A 15507-nucleotide genomic window follows, 5' to 3' on the forward strand; every position below is an offset into this window, starting at 1 on the left:
TTTAAAAATTAAGTTCAGGCAAAGCGTTTACAGCCTGTGCTTTGCGCTCGTCTGCAATGCTCAGGTACTTTTGTGTGTGCTGTATGGAAGTGTGGCCTAAGAGTTGGGAAAGGGTTTTAATGTCATACCCCAATACAAGTATGTTGGTAGCAAAGGAATGGCGGGCACTATGCCAGGTAATGCGCTTATCTATACCTGCTCTTGCTACCCAATTCTTAACAGTCTTGACTGAGCCCTCAAATGATGGTAAGGGAAATACCAGGCTGTCAGGTGTACCCCGCTCCCCTATCAGTTTAAGGGCGTTCTGATTGAGTTTAAGCCTGAGTACCTCCTTAGTCTTGTTCTGCACTACAAACAGCTCTGAGCCGCCTATATCCTGCCATTTAAGGGCTTTTATATCGCCAAACCTTAAGCCAGTATTGCAGGCAAACAGAAAAGCCCGCTTTATTACCTCGTTACCACAATAGGCGGCCGCTAATGCTTTGATCTCATCTAAGTTCAGTACCCCTTTATTCATGCCCCCGCTCTTAAACTTTACCTTTTCAGGCAGTGGGTAATGTGGGAACAGGTTTTCCCTCATGCCATGCTTTACCACTTTCTTAAAGCGTGTAAAGTAAGTTTGTGGGCCATCGCCTGTCTGCTTGGATTCCAGGTAGTCCTTAAAACCTAATACAAAGTTTGGGGTAATGTCTTTGCAAGGCAGGCGGGCTGTATCATACCTGTCTTTCAGAAAGGATTTAAACTTATTAAGGCAGGCACTCAATACCCTATGATCTGCCTTTGTGTATTGTGTGTTGTAAGCCTGCCAGTACTGTACAAAATCCACTGAGCCCTGTGTCTTAGAACTCAGGTTCAGGGCTCCTGTTAGCAGTTCCTCTGTGCGTTTGGCCTTGATACGCTGTGCAAGCTCCAGAACGGTCTTATTAGAGTCTTTTTCTAGCTTATCCTTAGGTTTTGCCACTATGTACAGTTTCAGGAACTCAAATTCCCTTACCCCCTCATAGTAGAAATTTAAGTACAGGCTCAGTTTGCCGTTTGCCAGTTTCTTTTCTCTCAGCCTAACAGGTTCTTTTGGGGCTCGTTTTTTCCCTTGCATAGCTTTTGTATTCCTTTCTTATCCAATATAAGAAAAGATATTTACATCAGTTACAAACGAGTTACAAACTGGTTACAAATAACATCAAAACAAGGGAAAAAGCGGGGTGTATTAGGGAAAGGCTATAAAAGCAAAAACCCGCTTAGAATGCATCTAAGCGGGTTTTTCTTAACATTTGGTTATCCAAATATAGTAAGTTAAGTACCAGGAGCGGGAATCGAACCCGCACGAGCTTGCGCTCACAAGATTTTAAGTCTTGCGTGTCTACCAGTTCCACCATCCCGGCGCCTTCCGAAACGTTTTCCGGAGGGGTGACTTTAAAAAACAAAGACGTTGCTTATCACAACGTCTTTGTCATTCTTGAGCGGGAGACGAGGTTCGAACTCGCGACCTCGACCTTGGCAAGGTCGCGCTCTACCAACTGAGCTACTCCCGCTTTTAGTCATTCCCTAAACCCCCTTAGCGATTTAGTGATACAAAGATATAGACAAAATTTCAGAAGTCAAGAGGCAGCACTAAAATTTTCCGCCAGTTTTTCTTTTTACACTGATTTTCAGCGAGAAAATTTTCAGAAAATCTTTAGCTCATGTCTACCTATACCTGTTAACGCACCATTTCGCCTTTGTCTTTCAACAATAATTTGAGCTCGTTGAGTTTCAAAAGGGCCTCTACAGGCGTGATGGTATTAATATCGAGCTGCTCCATCAGCTCTTTCACACGCTGCAATTGCGGGTCCTGCAGCTCAAACATGCTCAACTGGTAGTTATTCTTGGGAGCCGACTTCATACGCTGCTTCGGCGCATGCTCCGATACCTTCTCTTTTTCGAGGTGATGCATAATCACATCGGCACGCAATACCACGCTGTTGGGCATTCCTGCCATCTGGGCCACATGTATACCGAAGCTGTGCTCGCTGCCACCCTCAACCAGTTTGCGCATAAAGAGTATCTTGCCACCCGCCTCTTTTACCGACACATTAAAATTCTTCACACGCGGTAAATCTTCGGCCAGTTGGTTGAGTTCGTGGTAGTGCGTGGCGAAAAGCGTCTTAGCCCGGAACTTCGGGTGGTTGTGCAGGTGCTCCACAATGGCCCATGCAATCGAAATACCATCGTAGGTGCTTGTACCACGCCCGATTTCGTCCATCAGCACCAAGCTACGGTCCGAGAGGTTGTTCAGGATGCTGGCCGTCTCGGTCATCTCCACCATAAAGGTCGATTCGCCTTTGGAGAGGTTATCCGAAGCGCCCACACGGGTAAAGATCTTGTCGATGATGCCGATACTGGCGGCCTCGGCAGGTACGAAGCAACCAATCTGCGCCATCAGCACGATCAGGGCCGTCTGGCGGAGCAAAGCACTTTTACCGGCCATGTTCGGACCGGTAATGATGATAACCTGCTGCTCTTCATTATCAAGGTAGATGTCGTTGGGCACGTACTCCTCTCCCAGCGGCAGTTGCTTCTCGATAACCGGATGGCGCCCTTTCTTAATGTCCAGCACGCGGCTCTCACTCACCTCGGGCTTCACGTAGTTACCGGCCACCGCTATACCTGCAAAAGCACTCAGGCAGTCGATGACGGCAATTACTTTAGCGTTTTGCTGTATCTGCCCCACATAATCCATGGCCTGAAGCACAAGTTCGTTGAATAGGCTGAATTCGATAGTATAGATGCGCTCTTCTGCGTTCAAGATCTTTTCTTCGTAGGTCTTTAGTTCCTCTGTGATGTAGCGCTCAGCGTTCACGAGCGTCTGCTTGCGGATCCAACTGGCCGGCACCTTGTCTTTATGGGCGTGCGTCACCTCCAGGTAATAGCCAAACACCTTATTATAGGCAATCTTGAGGGAGCTTATACCTGTGTTGCGTACCTCCCGCTGCTGCAATTGTGCCAGATAGTCCTTACCCGAGAACGCAATTTGGCGCAGTTCGTCCAGCTCCTCGTTCACGCCGTCGTTGATCATGTTGCCCTGGTTCGTGAGCATCGGCGCGTCGGGTTTCAGGATGTTCTTGATCTCTTCGCGCAGTCCATCGCAAGGCGCTAACTGGTCGGCTAACTTAACAAGCGCATGTATACCACTGGCAGCGAGCATTTTTTTAATCGGCTGAATCGCATCCAAGGCCTTGGCCAACTGCATCAGCTCCCGTGGGTTCACACGACGCACAGCTACTTTAGAGATAAGTCGCTCGAGGTCGTTGATCTGCTTGAGTTGCAGGTATAGCTCGTCGAGTAGCTCAGCATGCTTGGTTAGCGCTTCCACTGTGTCGAGGCGGCGCTTGATCTGTACCACATCCTTCAGCGGCAGCACTACCCACTTTTTGAGCAAGCGGGCACCCATGGGCGTGGTTGTCTGGTCAAGTATCTGAATCAGCGGCACGCCGTCCTGGTTTTGAGGGTATACCAGCTCGAGGTTGCGCACTGTGAAGCGGTCCAACCATACGTATTTGTCCTCTTCCAACCGGGAGATGGTGGCGATGTGGCTGATTTCGTGGTGATGCGTCTCAGAGAGGTAATGAAGGATAGCCCCTGCCGAAGTGATCGCCTCCTGCATCCCTTCTATACCAAAGCCTTTGAGGGAGGTCGTACTAAAATGCCGCGTCAGGGACTCATATGCAAAGTCGTAACTGAACACCCATTCCTCTAAAGCATAATACCGAAAATCAGGACCATAGCTCTGAAAGAAGGTTTCTTTCTCACGCTTGCAGAACAGCACCTCCGCTGGTGCCAGACTCTGCAGCAATTTGCCCACATAATTCTTGTCGCCCTGCGCCGTGATGAATTCGCCCGTAGAGATATCCAGAAAGGAAACACCAGCTTCGGTCTTACCAAAATGCACGGCCGCCAGGTAATTGTTACTGCGTCGCTCCAGCACCTGGTCATTAAAGGAGACGCCCGGTGTTACCAGTTCGGTCACGCCCCGCTTCACAATGCCTTTCACGGATTTCGGGTCCTCGAGCTGGTCGCAGATGGCCACACGCTCACCAGCACGCACCAGTTTAGGCAGGTACGTATCGAGGGAGTGGTGCGGGAAACCTGCCAAAGCCGTCTCAGAGCTCGAGCCAGCACCACGCTTGGTCAACACGATGTCTAATATCTTGCTGGCCCTCACGGCATCTTCGCCGAAAGTTTCGTAAAAGTCCCCTACCCTGAATAGCAGCAGTGCTCCCGGATGCTTCGCCTTAATGGCGTTGTACTGTTTCATCAGTGGGGTTACTGTGCCGTTGTCTCCTCCTTTCATACCTGTGTATCTTTGATGGGAAATAGATTCCCTGTTAATCTTAACTGTGTTTTTATGGCGCGAGCGTCCTCGCTCGTGTCTACTATGGTGGGGCCTCTGGCCCCTGTGTCAGGTATAGCCTACCTACTTATACTATTATATACCGCAAGTTTAGCGGAGCGTAACTTGTGGTTGCGCATAGGGCCAGTTTGTAACTGGCGTAGCAAGAGCTGTAGGTATAGCGACCTTTGCTGTTTTATAGCTTGGCCGGGCGGGCCTCACTTTTTTCCTTGATGAAAAGAAAGAGGGCCCCTACCCCCAGTAAGCAAAAAAATCAAGACGATTTTAAACTCGCTGACCGCTCAAACACAAAATCGTCACTTGTGCACCTGGCGAAGGCTATACCTTCGTAGCTCCCGTGCAAGTTACTCTTGCTATACCTGCCAGTGGCGCATGACTTTAACGGCAACGCTTATACCTATTAATTGGCAACGGCTCAGATCCCCCCTTTGAAGGGGGCAGGGGGATGTCAATCGTGCGCGTGAATCCTGTAAATCCTAAAATCTCTAAATCCTGATTCAGACAATCCTTTCTTTGTACCTTTGCCCCAATACCCATTACCAACAATCCAATGCGAAAACTTTCCATGGACGACCTCAACCGCGACTCGGTTGAAGAATTCAAAAATAAGAAAAAAATACCGTTAGTCTTGGTGCTCGACAATGTGCGTAGCCTCAATAATGTAGGCTCTGTTTTCCGCACCGCCGATGCCTTTATGGTGAGCAAGGTATACCTGTGCGGCATCACCGGCACCCCACCCCACCGCGACATCGAGAAGACGGCACTTGGCGCCACGGAGTCCGTGGAATGGGAGCATGTACCCGATACATTGGAACTGGTGAAGCAACTCAAAGAACAAGGGTATCAGATTGGCTCGGTGGAACAGGCGGAAAATAGTGTGAAGCTTGATAAGTTTATACCTGAACCGCAACAGAACTACGCGCTGGTACTGGGCAACGAAGTGTTTGGCGTGGAGCAGGAGGTCATTAACCACTCTGATTTTGTGCTGGAGATTCCCCAGTTCGGTACCAAGCACTCTCTCAACATATCAGTGGCCACGGGCGTGGTAGTTTGGGATTTTCTGAGCAAAATCATCCGCTAATTAATTGGTTCTGAACCTATTGTCATTCTACATCCACGTTTATCAGAATTTTTAAACGCTCCGTTTAAACCTTTGGTGCCGCAGTTTGTCTTACCTACGGCTAAAAGTTGAGCCGGGGGAAACTGCCATCTCCGTAACAGGAAAAGCGGCGTACCCCGGTTATTACCTTTAACACCCTCCCCATCTGCTGCCTCCACACCCTGAGGGAACAAAAGCTGCTTCTTTGATTATCCGTATAATACACTATGAGAATCTATATCTTACCATTACCTCTCGTTCTTTTTCTACTACTTATCTCCAACACCGCGCTACTGGCTCAGGAAGCCGCTACCCAAGGCAGAATTTCCGGTACGGTGCAGGACCAGGAGACCAAGGCACCGCTCGGCTTTGCCAACGTGGTGTTGCTCACTGCCCTTGATTCCAGCCTGGTAACCGGCGCCACTTCCGACATAGAAGGTAAATTCGAGCTGACACGCGTGCCACAGGGGCGCTTTATTCTGCGTGTTTCATCGGTGGGCTATCCTACTAAGTTTATACCTAACATCTCCATTTCGGCGGCCAACAACAACCTGCAGCTAGGCGCTATACCTGTGCGTGGAAGCGCCACTCAGCTAAAAGAAGTGCAGATTGTGACGGAACGCCCCATCGTGGCGTTCGAGCTGGACAAGCGGGTGGTGAACGTGAGCCAGGACATCAACGCCGAAAGCGGCTCGGTGGCCGAGGTGATGCAGAATCTACCCTCAGTGACTGTTGACGTGGACGGCAACGTGAGCATGCGCGGCAGTTCCAACGTGACTATTCTTGTTGACGGCAAACGCTCCGCCCTCTCCAACCTCACCCTCGACCAGATTCCTGCGAACCTGATTGAGAGCATCGAACTAATTACCAACCCCTCATCCAAGTATAACCCCGAAGGAACATCCGGCATCATAAACCTGGTGCTGAAGAAGGAGAAAAAGCCCGGCTTTAATGGCTCGGCCTCTGTTACAGCCGGCACTTACGACAACTACAACACCTCGCTCAACCTGAACTACCGCTACTACAAGTGGTCTCTGAACTCCGGTTACGACTTCAGGCAGCGCACCCGGCCGGGGGAGAGCAACAGCTTTACGACTAACTACCATTTGAACGACTTCGGGCAGCAGGACAGCACCAGCTACCGTCTGCAGGAAGGCACACGCAACAGCAAAGATATTTCGCACAGCTTCCGGTTGGGAGCTGATTATTACCTCACGCCCCGCCATACCTTGTCGGCATCCGGCATATACCGCTTCGGCCGCGACACCGGGTATAACAACATTTTCTACCGCTTCGAGAATGAGAATCGCCAGCTGGTGAATACCCGCACACGCGAAACTGATGAGGAGGAAAACGAGAAGGCCGTGGATGTGACGCTGGGCTACCGTCAGACCTTCGAGAAAAAGGGCCAGGAACTGACGGCTGACATCGTCTACAACACCAACATCGACGACGAAGTGGCACTGTATAACGAGCGGAGTGGCTTGCAAGGTAACTTTCCGGAGATGCAGCAGACATTAGTGGACGATGCTAACCGGGAAATAGTCGCCAAAGCCGATTACGTGCACCCTATTTCGGAGAACAGCCGTTTCGAGGCCGGTTTCCGCAGTTCTTTTGAGCGACTGGACGAAGACTCCCGCTTTTTTAACCGGAACAACGAGACCGGTGACCTGGTGTACAGCACCGACCAGAGCAATCATTTCGTTTTCGACCAGAACATCTACTCTGTCTACTCCAACTACAGCAACAAGTATAAGTCCATCAGTTACCAGGTAGGGCTGCGCGCCGAGCAGACCGTGACCAAAACCGACCTGCGTACCGAGAACAAAAAGAGCGACAATGACTATTTCAGCCTCTTCCCGACGTTTTTCATCACCAAAGACTTCAACCCGGACAACAAAGTGCAGTTCAGCTACAGCCGCCGCATCAACAGGCCACGCAGCCGTTTCCTGAACCCGTTTGTGGACCGCTCGGACCGTTTCAGTGTGCACTATGGCAACCCCGACCTAAAGCCGGAGTTTGTCAACTCGCTGGAGTTGGGCTACCTGAGGTACTGGGGCGATGCCTCCATCAATGCCACGGTCTTTTACCGCCATACCATGGATGAGATAGAGCGCTTCCGGATGGGGACTCAGGTGGTAGTTGGCAACGACACTATACCTGCCACTGAGACTACTTTCCTGAACATCTCCGACAACAAAGCCTATGGGGCAGAACTCGGCTTTAATTACCCTGCTACAAACTGGTGGCGCATCAACGGCAGTATTTCCGGCTTCCGGACGCAGCTCAACACCACACAGGGCGACACGGAACTGAGCAACGCGCAATTCAGCTGGAGCTCGAAGGTAAACTCGACTTTCACGGTATGGGAAGATTTGAACATCCAGCTGTCTGGTTTCTACCGCGCTCCGACAGCCGACATACAGGGCCGCATGGAGCAGATGTTCAGCGCTGACCTGGCCATGAAAAAAGATGTGCTCAAAAAGAACGGCACCATTTCGCTCCGGGTGTCGGATGTGTTCAACACGCGGCAATTCAACTTTGTGAGTTTTGGCCCTGAGTTCAGAACCGAAAGTGAGAACCGTCGCCAGAGCCGCATCATCTACCTGGGCTTCACCTACCGCCTCAACAGTGAGGGCAACAACCGCGAACGCCGCCGACCAAACGAACAAAACGGTGGAGACGACGAGGGTTTTGACAACTAAACCACATTGAAACAGATAAAAAGAGGCCGGGGAGAAATCTCCGGCTCTTTTGTTTGGCTGCTATCTCCCCTGTGGGGTCTTCCGGCGGGAGGATTTGTAAGAAGTCCCCTTTTGAAGCTAGGTCTGTTAAGTTCTGTAGTAAACTATCCCCTTGAGGGGATTATAGGGGTGTAGATATGGTGCTAATAGGCATAAATTGGCCAATCTAGGTTATTCTCACAGATCTAAATATCTCTCTTCGCACCCACGAGTGGCGAGTTCCCTGAAATGAAACAACCCTGCCCTCAAGGGGACAGTCTCCATCAGAACCTAACAATCTTCCTTTAAAGGATACAAGGAATGACAATTGCTCCCGGTTCCTCCGCTATAGTTCGCACTGCTATACCTGATGCTGTATTTCAGATTTCTCCTTTCGTCGAAATGACAGACGGGTAGCCGGAATGACACACAGCTATACCTTCTGCCCTGCTTCTCCGTATCTTACACCGAACAAAAAATCAACTTCATGACTGCTCCTGCCCGACTGCCCATTATAGACCTGCACTGTGACTTACTGGTATACCTGTCGGACGTACCGGACTCAGCTATTGACAATGTTGCCGAGATCGGGTGTTCGCTGCCGGCCCTCACCCAGGGCAACGTGCGGTTACAGACGATGGCTATTTATTGCGCCACCGCGCCGGGAAGCACCAACTATGCCCACCTGCAGGCCGAGATATTCCGCAAGCTGGCCACAGACGAGCGCAGCTGCCTAACGGCGGTAACGGATACAGCATCGTTACAAAATGCGCTGAGCGGACGTGGCGATATCGGCATGATTGCCTCTATTGAGAATGCCTCTGGCTTTTGCAAGGAGGACGAACCGCTGGAAGATGGCTTTAAGAAACTGGAGAAGATCATCGAAGCGGTGGAGCGGCTTTTGTACATCAGTTTCACGCACCATATGGGCAACCGCTTCGGGGGCGGCAACATGACGGACCGGGGCATTACCCGCGACGGCAAAATGCTGCTCGACTACCTGCACGGCCGCCGCATCGCCGTGGACTTTTCACACACCAGCGATGCCCTGGCCTACGACATCCTCGAGCACATCGACCGCGAGCGACTCGATATACCTGTTATGGCCAGCCACTCCAACTTCCGGCCAGTCTGGGAGCATAACCGCAACCTGCCCGACGAGATTGCACAGGAGATCATTCGCCGGAAGGGACTGATCGGCATGAACTTTTTGCGCGCCTTTGTGAACAATGAGCAGCCCGAGGCCCTGTTGCAGCACATTCTGTATGGCTTTGAGAAAGGGGCTGAAGACAGCATCTGCTTCGGAGCCGACTATTTCTATACCCTCGATTCGCCCGATCTGAGCCGTATACCTTACTATTTTAAAGAGCACGAGCACGCGGGCACCAGCTATACCTACCTGCTGGAGCAGCTGCAGGAAAAGCTCCAGCAACCTCAGCTCGAGAAACTTGCATTCCGAAATGTACAGCGCTTTCTGGAGCGCATTTGGTCCTGATTCAGGCTTTAATCCTATCCTTTGCAGTAGCAGAAACAGCTATTTTCTGCATGAAATCTTGTGCTGAAAATAATATTTATTATATTTCATGTGGACTATATAGAAGCCGTTTAAAACAAGCCTTTCTTTGTTATAACATACTTCTATATTTCGGGTTTGTCACCTTATAAAAAGCCACTATGAAATTCATCGGACTGTTTCTCCTTCTTGCCGGGCTGGTTTCGCTCGTTATTGGTCTTACAGGTGCTAACTTACTTGTATTGAACTGGGTTAACCAGTGGGGCGAAGGTATTGGATGGGCCATACGGGCAGGTATAACGGCGCTCGGTGGGGTATTGTACTATATTTACCGACACGAAGATTAAGGCCATTCGCTTATTTTCTATATAGAAACTTTGCCATGTGCAAACAAACTGCGTATACGCAAATAATGTACACTAAATGCCGAATCAGCCATGGACTCTCCGCAGTACGCACCATACTATATTCAGATAAATGAGCTCTACATAGACACGGTCGTAATAGACGATACAGAGTTCATTACCTTGTGGTGTTTTACTGTGCTCGATGACACGTACAAGTTCATTTACCTGGGCTGCGACTTCACACAGTTCAATCAGATTTTGATCGGTGCCGGCGATAAAGGCAAGGAGATTGCCCTGCACATGGCCAATGTGCTCAACAGCGACCACGACTCCCCTACCCTGGTGCCCATCAAAGAGCAGTTTGATGACTACCTGGAGCTAACCGGTTTCGACCTGATCGTGTATGAGCCGCTGGCGGTGGATGATGAACTGGAGGATGAGTACGAAGATGACGATGACCTGCCCTTGGAGCAACTTTTGGGTGGCGGCAGCAAGCGTTCCGACAATACCTCGCAGAAGTACCTGATCTACCAGCTCGACAAGCTATACCCTTCCAAGATCTTCGAGCCCGAGAAGCTGCAGCGCGAAAGCATGACAGAACAGTTTGAGGATGACTCACTGGAACTGGCGCAGCTCTACTACGATTATCTCAATGCCTCCGAAAATGGCTACTCGGAGTGCGAGGCCCGCCAGGTGGCTGGCCTTGAAAAAGACCTTTTCTTCCGGATGGCCCGCAAAGCCGCCGATCTCTGGAGTTAATTCTATACCTGCTATACCTACTTGGCACTGTCATCTTGCGCAGCTAATTGCTGGCGTGCCCGCAACTGTAGCTGCATTTCGTTTACCCAATTCCTGATCTCCTCCTCTTCTGCGCGCAAAAGCGCCTCCTGGTAATGGTCTAGCTGCGATTGTTGTGAGGTATACACGTACGCTTTGTAGCGCTCGTCGAACGCAGCACCGGTCAGTTTTCCAAACTCTTCTACCGTTATTCTGTCGGCCGATCCCAGCGAGTCGGGTAGGCTGGTGTGCAGCCCCTCGGCTCTGGCAACCTGCTGCAATTGCTTCATGGCCTGGCTGTAAAAATCCAGCATTTCGGTGCCAAGGGCTTTTACCTCTTCGGATTGAGCACGCTTAGAGGCCAACCGGGCTAGCTCGGCCTGCAACATGGTGGTGCTGGCAGCATAGTCCAGGAAGGCGGCGCTGCGGCTCATTTCTTTTACAGCCGGAGGCGTGTCGGTTTTGGCCTGTACAGTTTTGGGGCCGTCGTCGCAGGCGATCATGAGCAAAAACAGTAGCCCGCAGGCCAGGGTGAGCAGTTTATCGGTGAGCATAAGCAAGGGGCGCAAGGTGTCGTCCATAGCTATACCGTATACCTCGCCTCACAAGTTATGTTCTATACCTAGAAACACTCCAAAGTACAGCAATGCCTTGGTTTAGAACCGGTACGACTTCCGAACCAGCGTCAGGTTGCTTTCGCGGCCCTGCTCCGGTATGACGTGGGCGGGCACCGGCTCCCGCACCAACTGCTGCGGTAGGCCGATGCTCACATCGTACAGGTATAGCTGCAGTCCGCTGCTCTGTTTCAGGCGCACTTCCAATTCCACTTCCTTTGAGTCTGGTAGACCATGTACCTTGGCAAAGTATACTGCCCCTTGCGCTGTTTTAATCGGACCCAGGGTGAGGGCCTCGCCGTTGATGGCGGCTTCCAGCATCCCACCCTCTTCGGAAGGCTGCAGCACCAGGTCCAGGTGAGCGGCCCCTCGTGGCGACTGCAGCCGGATGGTCAGCACGCGTTCGCCGGGGGCTATCGCTTCGTTCACCAGACTGGCGACAGGCGCCTGCACAGGTATAGGTTTGGCTTCGTTTTTCAGGTACTCCCGTGCGGCCATGGGGTATATTTCAGTCAGGGCTCCTGTAGTTGGGTTCGGGAAGAACTGCTGGTTCCAGTCGTCGGTGCGCTGGAAGGCGGAAGCCCAGACGGCCACGCTGTCGTCGGTGTTGAGGTAGTAGCTGACGTGGCTGTGCAGGGGCTGGGTTTCGCTCGGCTTCTCCGCCTCTATGGCCCGGAACAACTGGATACCGCCTACAAAAAGTAGCAGGCCTGGCAGCAGCGGCAAGGTGCGCCAGCCGAAGCTCCGCTCTATCACCACCAGCAGAGGTATAGCCAACCCGGAAAGCAGGAGCAGCGTCGCGACCATGGCCACCGGCATCTGCAGCGCAAACACCACAAACAGGAAACGAACCAGCGGCATCAGCATAAAAATAGCGGGTACTATACCTGCCAGCAGCACCAGCACATAGGCCCAGCCCACCGGCTGGCGGTGCAGGTCTCTCAGGAAAAGCACCAGCAAGGCCGCCAGGCAGAAAAGCGGCGGAAACATGAACAGATAAGCGGCCGACGGCACTATCACCAGCGTGACAGCCATCAATAAAAACCACAGCAGACACACACCCATGGCCAGCGCAAACACCGACATCCAGCGCAGCAGCAGCCAGCAAAGGAAGAGCAGCATGCCGAGTGCCAGCAACAGATAGGCCATGAAGAAACGGTCAGCGCCGTATACCCCGTTCATTTCATGGCTGTAAGGCAACATACCTTTCACGAAGCTGTTGAGCGGGAAAAACAAGCCTGCGATAATACCTGCCACCAGCAAAAAGCCGATGAAAGCACCCAGCAGTTGCGGAAGAGAAAAGGCTTTTTTGCGCAATCCCACCACAATGCTGGCCAGCAAGAGCACCGTGGTGAGCACCGCCCAGACGATGTTCATACCGGCCGGGTACTGCACCAGCCAACTGCCTGCCGGGTTAAAGAAGATCTTGTCCTGCGCCCTGGTGTTGTCGAGCGACACATTGCCCAGGTGCCGTACCAGCGCCAGCATGTTGCTGCCGTGGTGCTGCAGGCTGCTCCGGTCCAGGTTCTCGGGCGAATCGGTCATTTTGTGGTAGTGCACGAATCCGTCGATGAAGGCGGAGTTGACGCCCGTGTAACCAGCGTCGCGAAACACGGTGAAGTCGGTGTTGTTAGGCAGGTTACGGTATACCTCGTACATCATGGAGCTGGCAAAGGGGTAGGGTGCGGCCGCTGCAAACTGCTCCACGATCCAGCCGTTTTCAGGACTGATCTCGAAGGTCATGCTCGGGCCGGCATTGCCGCGCGCCTCCACATTCACGACCACGCCCACCTCCTGTGCCCAGGGGTGCTTCAGAAAAGCCTTGGCCCCGTACAGGCCGTACTCCTCGCCATCGGTCATCAGGAAAATAACGTCGTGCTGCAGCGGCTCACCCGTTTGCAGGGCCCGGGCTGTCTCGAGCATGGCGGCTATACCTGCACCGTCGTCGCCGGCGCCCGGGGTGTTGGGTTGCGAGTCGTAGTGCGCCATCACCAGCACAGCTTTGCCGCCCGGTTGCGTCCCTTTCAAGCGGCCCAACAGGTTGTACACATAGCCCACGTTGCTGGTTTCGCCCACCGGGTTTACGATCACCGCTTCCTGCACTTGTGGCTGCAGCCCCAGCATCTCCATTTGTTTTAGCAGATACTGCCGCACCTGAGCATGGCCGGGCGTGCCCATGGCGTGGGGTTGACTGGCCACCTGCTGCACATAGGCCATGGCCCGCTCTGCTGAAAAATCGGCAGCCGGCGCATCGGCTGGCAGTGCCTCCGGTGGACGCATCAGGCTGACGCTATACACACTCAAGCCCACAAGGGCGATCAGCAGAAAGAGCGCTATGAGATAAGGTCTTGTAGACATGGCCAGGTATAGAGAGGTTCCGTACGGTTAATATAGTAAATTCCTATGTATGTCTGTTAATTCTCCGGACTACCAGGATATTCCGGCCGTAATGAAATCTATACCTGCTAAACTGTGCTTCGGCTATACCGCTGCTGGAAGCTGTTGGGAAAACAAATGGCTATAAAACAAAGCCCTGACAGGTATACTGCCAGGGCCTTTGCAAAAGAGGTATAAGCTGCTTTAGTTGGAGGGATCGCCTTCGGGCAATACTTCGTTCTGACGCAGATGCACCGGTATGGTTTTCTTGCGCAGGCGTAGGTTGAGCATCTCCACCATCAGCGAGAAGAACATGGCAAAGTAAATGTAGCCTTTCGGGATGTGCTGGTGCAGGGCCTCTACGATCAGCATAAAGCCGATGAGGAGCAGGAAGGAAAGCGCCAGCATTTTCACGGTCGGGTGCTTGTTCACAAAATCGCTCACGTACTTGGCGAAGATCAGCATAATGCCCATCGCGATGATCACGGCAACAATCATGACAATAATTTCCTGCGCCAGGCCAACAGCTGTCAGAATGGAGTCGAACGAGAACACGATATCGATCAGGATGATCTGGATGAGCACTTTGCCCAGCGTGGCCGTACCCTGTCCGGCATTGTGGCCTTCCTCCTCACCCTCCAGTTTGTTGTGTATCTCGGTTACGGACTTAGCCAGCAAGAACAGACCACCCGCAAAGAGAATAATGTCGCGCCACGACACCGGAAAATCCTCTTCGGTAAACGGCAAATTGATCGAGAAAATCGGGTTGCTTGCGCTCACGATCCAGGCGATGAACATCAGCAGGATGATGCGGAAAACCAGTGCCAGCGTCAAGCCGATGTTGCGCCCTTTGGCCTGCTGGTCTTTGGGCAGTCGACTTACAATGATCGAGATGAAAACAATGTTGTCGATGCCCAGCACAACCTCCATAAAGGTCAGGGTCAGCAGACTGATCCAGGTGTCCGGATTAGCGAATATTTCCATAAGGTGAAGGTTGAATTGTTAAATGGCTAAATGGTTAGATTGTTTTTATAGAGGGTAACTATTTAACCATTTAGCCAGGCAGCAATCAGATATTACGACTTCATGTTGACGTACTGAAGCGGCATACCAATTTCTTCGGCGTTTGTACGCAAAACAGCGATTATTTGCTGCAGATCGTCAATCTTTTTACCTGTCACCCGAATGGTTTCGTCCATGATGGCGGCCGACACCTTCACCTTGCTGTCTTTGATCAGCTTCATGATCTTTTTGGAAGTCTCTTTGTCGATGCCGGCTTTCACTTTGATGTCTTTCTTCACCATCGCGCCGCTCTGGTAGGCTTCCTTGGAAAAGTCGAGGGCGGTCGCGTCGAGGCCCTGCTTCACCATTTTGCCAATGAGCACGTCCTCAGTGTGCTGCACGCGCATGTCGTTTTCCATGCTGATGTGCACTTCGTTGTTTTTCTTGTCGAACTCCAGCGAGCCTTTGGTGTCGCGGAAGTCGTAGCGGTTCATGATTTCCTTGCGGGCCACGTTTATCGCATTGTCCATGATCTGCGGATCTACTTTGCTGATAATATCGAAAGATGCCATAGTTTTTCGGGTTAGGTTAAATGATAAGATTTACACGGTTAATAAGCTGCAAAGTTATTTATCTAATTGTTGATTGCTAGGGGGTGAGTTGCTA

Annotated in this window: 11 protein-coding genes and 2 tRNA genes; 5 read left to right on the forward strand and 8 right to left on the reverse strand. The window is 51.7% G+C overall.

Annotated elements, in window-relative coordinates; genetic code table 11:
- Position 1: 1 nt before the first annotated feature.
- The 4 genes from AC4QZR_RS03325 to mutS form a co-directional block, all read right to left on the reverse strand.
- On the reverse strand, positions 2-1096 hold the full coding sequence (locus AC4QZR_RS03325) for a tyrosine-type recombinase/integrase (RefSeq protein ID WP_494479609.1): 1095 nt from the start codon (positions 1094-1096) through the stop codon (positions 2-4).
- Between the two features lie 202 nt (positions 1097-1298).
- Positions 1299-1382 (reverse strand) — tRNA-Leu (locus AC4QZR_RS03330).
- A 77-nt stretch (positions 1383-1459) separates the two neighbouring features.
- Positions 1460-1532 (reverse strand) — tRNA-Gly (locus AC4QZR_RS03335).
- Between the two features lie 167 nt (positions 1533-1699).
- Entirely contained in the window at positions 1700-4330 is a 2631-nt protein-coding gene (gene mutS, locus AC4QZR_RS03340; protein WP_494479610.1) for a DNA mismatch repair protein MutS, read from the reverse strand.
- 610 nt (positions 4331-4940) lie between these two features.
- Between mutS and AC4QZR_RS03345 the strand changes: the two genes are divergently transcribed.
- The 5 genes from AC4QZR_RS03345 (at position 4941) to AC4QZR_RS03365 (ending at position 10831) form a co-directional block, all read left to right on the forward strand.
- Positions 4941-5471, forward strand: coding sequence for an RNA methyltransferase (locus AC4QZR_RS03345; protein ID WP_494479611.1), 531 nt, complete (start codon positions 4941-4943; stop codon positions 5469-5471).
- 245 nt (positions 5472-5716) lie between these two features.
- Positions 5717-8194: a TonB-dependent receptor gene (locus AC4QZR_RS03350; protein WP_494479612.1), complete on the forward strand. Its 2478-nt coding sequence runs from the start codon at positions 5717-5719 to the stop codon at positions 8192-8194.
- Between the two features lie 505 nt (positions 8195-8699).
- Positions 8700-9707, forward strand: coding sequence for a dipeptidase (locus tag AC4QZR_RS03355; protein WP_494479613.1), 1008 nt, complete (start codon positions 8700-8702; stop codon positions 9705-9707).
- A 179-nt stretch (positions 9708-9886) separates the two neighbouring features.
- Positions 9887-10072 carry a hypothetical protein gene (locus tag AC4QZR_RS03360; RefSeq protein ID WP_220627928.1) on the forward strand — a complete coding sequence of 62 codons (186 nt, stop codon included), beginning with the start codon at positions 9887-9889 and terminating at the stop codon, positions 10070-10072.
- Positions 10073-10162: 90 nt separating this feature from the next.
- Positions 10163-10831, forward strand: coding sequence for a hypothetical protein (locus tag AC4QZR_RS03365; protein WP_494479614.1), 669 nt, complete (start codon positions 10163-10165; stop codon positions 10829-10831).
- 17 nt (positions 10832-10848) lie between these two features.
- Here the strand turns inward: AC4QZR_RS03365 and AC4QZR_RS03370 are convergent, their stop codons facing one another.
- The 4 genes from AC4QZR_RS03370 to AC4QZR_RS03385 all read right to left on the reverse strand — a co-directional run bounded on the left by AC4QZR_RS03370 (position 10849) and on the right by AC4QZR_RS03385 (position 15413).
- On the reverse strand, positions 10849-11430 hold the full coding sequence (locus AC4QZR_RS03370; protein WP_494479615.1) for a DUF4142 domain-containing protein: 582 nt from the start codon (positions 11428-11430) through the stop codon (positions 10849-10851).
- 75 nt (positions 11431-11505) lie between these two features.
- A complete protein-coding gene (locus AC4QZR_RS03375; RefSeq protein ID WP_494479616.1) occupies positions 11506-13821 on the reverse strand; it encodes a M20/M25/M40 family metallo-hydrolase in 2316 nt (771 codons plus the stop codon).
- Positions 13822-14043: 222 nt separating this feature from the next.
- A complete protein-coding gene (locus tag AC4QZR_RS03380) occupies positions 14044-14823 on the reverse strand; it encodes a TerC family protein (protein WP_494479617.1) in 780 nt (259 codons plus the stop codon).
- A 92-nt stretch (positions 14824-14915) separates the two neighbouring features.
- Positions 14916-15413: a YajQ family cyclic di-GMP-binding protein gene (locus AC4QZR_RS03385; RefSeq protein WP_494479618.1), complete on the reverse strand. Its 498-nt coding sequence runs from the start codon at positions 15411-15413 to the stop codon at positions 14916-14918.
- Positions 15414-15507 lie beyond the last annotated feature (94 nt).

The organism is Pontibacter sp. YIM B11418 (assembly GCF_059278805.1).

Bases quoted from the DNA above. Each gene is read 5' to 3' on its own strand.
- AC4QZR_RS03350 (WP_494479612.1), top strand. From the start codon at position 5,717: ATGAGAATCTATATCTTACCATTACCTCTCGTTCTTTTTCTACTACTT.
- AC4QZR_RS03385 (WP_494479618.1), bottom strand. From the start codon at position 15,413: ATGGCATCTTTCGATATTATCAGCAAAGTAGATCCGCAGATCATGGAC.
- AC4QZR_RS03365 (WP_494479614.1), top strand. From the start codon at position 10,163: ATGGACTCTCCGCAGTACGCACCATACTATATTCAGATAAATGAGCTC.
- AC4QZR_RS03360 (WP_220627928.1), top strand. From the start codon at position 9,887: ATGAAATTCATCGGACTGTTTCTCCTTCTTGCCGGGCTGGTTTCGCTC.
- AC4QZR_RS03345 (WP_494479611.1), top strand. From the start codon at position 4,941: ATGCGAAAACTTTCCATGGACGACCTCAACCGCGACTCGGTTGAAGAA.
- mutS (WP_494479610.1), bottom strand. From the start codon at position 4,330: ATGAAAGGAGGAGACAACGGCACAGTAACCCCACTGATGAAACAGTAC.
- AC4QZR_RS03370 (WP_494479615.1), bottom strand. From the start codon at position 11,430: ATGGACGACACCTTGCGCCCCTTGCTTATGCTCACCGATAAACTGCTC.
- AC4QZR_RS03355 (WP_494479613.1), top strand. From the start codon at position 8,700: ATGACTGCTCCTGCCCGACTGCCCATTATAGACCTGCACTGTGACTTA.
- AC4QZR_RS03325 (WP_494479609.1), bottom strand. From the start codon at position 1,096: ATGCAAGGGAAAAAACGAGCCCCAAAAGAACCTGTTAGGCTGAGAGAA.
- AC4QZR_RS03375 (WP_494479616.1), bottom strand. From the start codon at position 13,821: ATGTCTACAAGACCTTATCTCATAGCGCTCTTTCTGCTGATCGCCCTT.
- AC4QZR_RS03380 (WP_494479617.1), bottom strand. From the start codon at position 14,823: ATGGAAATATTCGCTAATCCGGACACCTGGATCAGTCTGCTGACCCTG.